Consider the following 4,418-nt stretch of genomic DNA (forward strand, 5'->3'; position numbering starts at 1 on the left):
TCCGTTGTGGCCTAGACGTCCACAATTTTCTGTTCTCAATTTACTGCCGAAGGTTGGCATGAACGCCTGGGCAGCGGTGCCCTGGCGGATTCAATTCTTGACCGCATTGTCCCATCAGCCTACACGATGATCATTGATGGTGATGTTTCGATGCGTCGAAGAAAGCGCAACATAAAATAATTCAAGCAATAATGGGAGCCATTTAGGTACTGGCTCCCTCTTTCGCAGCAGTGGCTCCGTACAACGGATCATCTGGCTCTATTTCAGGAGATTGGGTGGCTCCGCCACCCCGTAATATCCACGTTGAAGGTATAAAGGCAATAATTCCGATTTAAGCGGAAGTAGTTCGTTTTTTTCAATGCGTGCAATTTTTTCATCCCGACTCATTAGATAACCGCTGATTGGCTTCACTTCACACCTCAATTTAGATATGAAAAAAAAGCCACCTATTATAAACAGGTGGCAATTAAATCAATAAAATGGCGCGCCCTGGGCGTACCCTACCGTATGTACGACAATTATTCAGAAAGCACGGGAAATTGATTAAGAATTATTTAAGTTTATTTGTCACTTTCCTTGGTGGAGGTGATCCGTACCGGTTTAAGGTGACAATTTGCATTGAAGACTATCGTCATAATTAATCTTATTTGCCCATTCATACAAATGGCGTTCCCTACCGTATGAACGTCAATTAATAGAGAATTAAATGGCTTTCATAAAGAGTGATTTATTCCTTATCACATTATTTAATGATCCATTCCCCAGATCGATTATTCCCTTTGCGGATAATCATACCTTTATCCTGTAAGTCAGCCATGATTAGTTTTACCGAACAGTTCTCCTTTGTCTTTTAAAGATGTGTATATACTTTTATTAGTAAACACTCTAATTAGAATATTTTCATTTTTAACAACTTCCTTTAAAATCTCAATAATACATTTTGTATATTCCGACCGTGAAAGGCCACCTGGATCAGCTATCAGATACCATAGCAAATGTTAATCAATTTTAAGTAGTTTGGCATTGATTGCCACGATGATTGTACTTACGGACATAAGTGCTGCCCCAACAGCCGGGTTTATTACGACCCCCTGATAATACAGGACGCCTGCTGCTAAAGGCAGTGCGATCACATTATAAGCGGTAGCCCAGATCAAGTTTTGGATCATTTTTTGATAGGTTGCTTTTGAAAGCTTTAAAATAGTTACCACATCCAGTGGATTGCTTCGTACTAGAATAACATCTGCCGTTTCAATGGCTACATCGGTTCCCGCTCCGATGGCGATACCTAAATCAGCTTGTGCCAGTGATGGTGCATCATTTACTCCGTCGCCAGTCATTGCCACGATCTTGCCTTCGTTAATAAAACCCGTAATTCTAGCTGCTTTTTCTTGGGGCAATACCTCTGCAATCACGGTATCGATGTTCAGCTGATTGCCAACATATGCGGCAACGCGCTGATTGTCCCCTGTTAATAAAATCGTTTCGATCTCCATCGACTTTAGCATCTCAATCGCCTCTCTGGCAGTATCTCTGATCATGTCTGATAATGCCAGATAGCCAAGGAGGTTATCGCCATCTAATATGAATACTACTGTTTTTCCCATTTGGGCGAGTTTTTCATAATCCTCGGCGTCAAAAGCGATCTTTTCAGAACGCATATAGCCGGGACTCACGATCATCAGTTCACGTCCATCTACCTTGGCTTTTAATCCCTTACCCGGAATATTTTGATAATCCTTTACTGCCCTCAACTTGAGGTTTAATTTTTTTCCTTCATTTACAATACCCTTTGCAATTGGATGTTCCGAGTTTGCTTCAACTGAATACGAAAGTGAGAGAAGTTCATGCTGAGTTATACCAATGGCTTTGATATCCGTTATCCCAAATGTACCTTCAGTCAAGGTTCCGGTTTTGTCGAAAACCACGGCATTCAGTTTTCGCGCGTTTTCAAATGCTGCCCGATCTCTAATTAAAAGACCTTTTTGCGCTCCGATGCTTGTCGAAACAGCCGTTACCAGCGGTACGGCCAAACCTAATGCGTGAGGGCAGGAAATAACAATAACGGTGACTGCGCGTGTAACTGCAAAATTCAGATCTTTTGAGATAATCAGCCATGCCAAAAAAGTCAATACTCCGGCAATCACGGCGATATAAAACAACCACTTGGCTGCTTTGTCTGCTAATCGTTGGGTATTGGATTTTGAATCCTGGGTTTCACGAACAAGTTTGACCACTTGTGACAGAAAGGTATCTTCACCCACTCGCGACACATGAAATTTCAAAATCCCTTCACCATTGATGGAACCACCGACGATTTCATTGCCTTTTTCTTTTTCAACCGGGACTGATTCTCCTGTAATCATCGATTCATTCACTGCTGATCTGCCATCATAAACTAAACCATCAATAGGAATCTTTTCACCCGGTTTGACAAGAATAGCATCTCCAGCCTTCAATTGTTTTACCGAAACATCAGTAATTTCACCGTTGGCCGTTATCTGGTGTGCTTCTTCAGGCATCAGTTTAACCAGTTCATCCAATGCCCTCGATGCGCCCATTACCGATTTCATTTCAATCCAATGACCTAAAAGCATGATCACAATTAATGTGGCTAGCTCCCAAAAGAAGTCATCACCGTTTATAAAAAATACAGTTAGGGTGCTATAGATATAGGCGATTGTGATCGAAAGCGCAATCAGTGACATCATTGCTGGTGATTTTTTCTTAAGCTCATCCCTGGCCCCAGTAAGAAAAGGCTTTCCGCAATAAATAAAAAGTATGGTTGAAAGACCAAACAGTAAATAGGAATCTCCCGTAAAACCCCAATCGACACCGATAAACATTTGGATCATTGGCGATAAGAGTAATATCGGTACCGTAATAATCAAAGCGATAAAAAATCTTTTTCTAAAATCCGCCACCATCATCGCATGATGATCATCATGTTCGGTATGTTCTCCATGCTCCGGAATAGGATGGTGTGAATGCTTCTTTTCTACAGGGGAAACCGGTCGGTCTGCTTGAGGCATTTGATTCATTTTCCCATGAGCGTGGTTATGCGTATGTTCATTATTCTTTTTCAGATTTTCCGTGGGTATATGATCTTTATGGGCATGATGGGTTCCATGCTCATCACCCATTAATGCTCCTTCAGATTGAGTCTTCTGGGGATTCTGAGTTGTATTTTCTTTGTCCATCTCATTCACATCCTTTCTTTCTCAATAATATATATAAAACCCGATCACAATTTTAAAACTGAAATCGGGTTATATAAATGTTTTCTGCAAAGTAATTGACCACAAAGAAACCCGTCGTATTTGTGTTTTAAATTAATACTTAAATAAAAAACATGCCAATCACTGTCTTTTTAAAGCAAACACTTTTTTCATGCGGTATTCTAAAACAATCGATTCTAATCGACAGTTATAGCGCTAACTGGGCACTCCTCCTGAGCTTCAATCACACAGGCTTCATTTTCCGACGAGATTACATCGGAAATCACTTCAGCGATACTATCGTTGTCCATTTCAAACACATTCGGACAAACAGATTCACACAAACCACATCCAACACAAGCATCCCGATCCACTGTAGCTTTCATCATCGAACTTCCATACATATATTTAAACAGCTACTTTTTTCAGAACCAAAGTCAATTAGACTCCAATCAGAAAAACTGTTTATTATTCTAAATTACCCACAACAATCAAATCTAAACATTTTCTGAATTGAACGCCAGTATGTAATCTGCCACTTCCAGTATAATATTCGCAGGTGGCAAAATTTCAAAGTCGTAAGGAACCTGGGTAGTGCAATCGTTTATTCAGAAGTTCTGCCCGCAACGAATATTTTTTAATTAATTCTGAAAATGTTCATCATTTCTTTCCCTAAGGCTCTAACTCCGGCCAATTTGATCAGACAGAGATTTCGTAAAGTAAAAACATTGCATAAGCTTTTTCATTTTCATATTAATAAGCAACCGGTATCCTTTCAGAATAAAAGAAACAATAAAGTCTTTATCAACCCTAATGCGCACCTCAACCAGCGCCTGTTAAATCTTATTTTCATTCAGCGCTTGTAACTGGTAATCGGTCTTTTCTAAATTCAATGTATCCAGAAAATCATGAATAAATAGATCATTTTTTCGTTCAATATCAGATGGGTAGCCCCAGCTGATCGATGCAATGTTGTTATCAAAAATCGGCGTCATTCTTAAAAGTTTTCCAGATTGGGGGTCTTTCAAAAAACCATAGTTTTCGGTATAGCGATCCATATTAAAGCAGATTCTATCCAGAAACAGTGGATCACCAGATAGGTTTTAATTCTTTGATCCGATTGTGTTTTTTGCAAGTACTTTTTGCAGAAAGTTGCAAGTTAAAAATACAGAATGTTGCATTATGGAAAATCCATAGTTT

4 protein-coding genes are annotated in these 4,418 nt (G+C 39.7%); 1 reads left to right on the forward strand and 3 read right to left on the reverse strand.

Annotation, left to right across the window (positions count from 1 at the left end):
* Nucleotides 1-24 precede the first annotated feature (24 nt).
* On the forward strand, nucleotides 25-180 hold the full coding sequence (locus U2P91_RS17605; protein ID WP_322520086.1) for an ATP-binding protein: 156 nt from the start codon (nucleotides 25-27) through the stop codon (nucleotides 178-180).
* 818 nt (nucleotides 181-998) lie between these two features.
* Here the strand turns inward: U2P91_RS17605 and U2P91_RS17610 are convergent.
* The 3 genes from U2P91_RS17610 to U2P91_RS17620 all read right to left on the reverse strand — a co-directional run bounded on the left by U2P91_RS17610 (nucleotide 999) and on the right by U2P91_RS17620 (nucleotide 4,276).
* Nucleotides 999-3,200: a copper-translocating P-type ATPase gene (locus tag U2P91_RS17610; RefSeq protein ID WP_242988547.1), complete on the reverse strand. Its 2,202-nt coding sequence runs from the start codon at nucleotides 3,198-3,200 to the stop codon at nucleotides 999-1,001.
* 215 nt (nucleotides 3,201-3,415) lie between these two features.
* Complete coding sequence (locus U2P91_RS17615) at nucleotides 3,416-3,607, reverse strand: ferredoxin (RefSeq protein ID WP_371414183.1); 192 nt, start codon at nucleotides 3,605-3,607, stop codon at nucleotides 3,416-3,418.
* 447 nt (nucleotides 3,608-4,054) lie between these two features.
* Nucleotides 4,055-4,276 carry a hypothetical protein gene (locus U2P91_RS17620; protein ID WP_111889624.1) on the reverse strand — a complete coding sequence of 74 codons (222 nt, stop codon included), beginning with the start codon at nucleotides 4,274-4,276 and terminating at the stop codon, nucleotides 4,055-4,057.
* Nucleotides 4,277-4,418 lie beyond the last annotated feature (142 nt).

The organism is Acetobacterium sp. K1/6, from assembly GCF_034438075.1.
GTDB classification, from domain to species: Bacteria; Bacillota; Clostridia; order Eubacteriales; family Eubacteriaceae; genus Acetobacterium; species Acetobacterium carbinolicum.

What these genes read in the sequence shown, in the direction of transcription:
- U2P91_RS17610 (WP_242988547.1), bottom strand. Translation starts at nt 3,200, where the DNA reads ATGGACAAAGAAAATACAACTCAGAATCCCCAGAAGACTCAATCTGAA.
- U2P91_RS17615 (WP_371414183.1), bottom strand. Translation starts at nt 3,607, where the DNA reads ATGATGAAAGCTACAGTGGATCGGGATGCTTGTGTTGGATGTGGTTTG.
- U2P91_RS17620 (WP_111889624.1), bottom strand. Translation starts at nt 4,276, where the DNA reads ATGGATCGCTATACCGAAAACTATGGTTTTTTGAAAGACCCCCAATCT.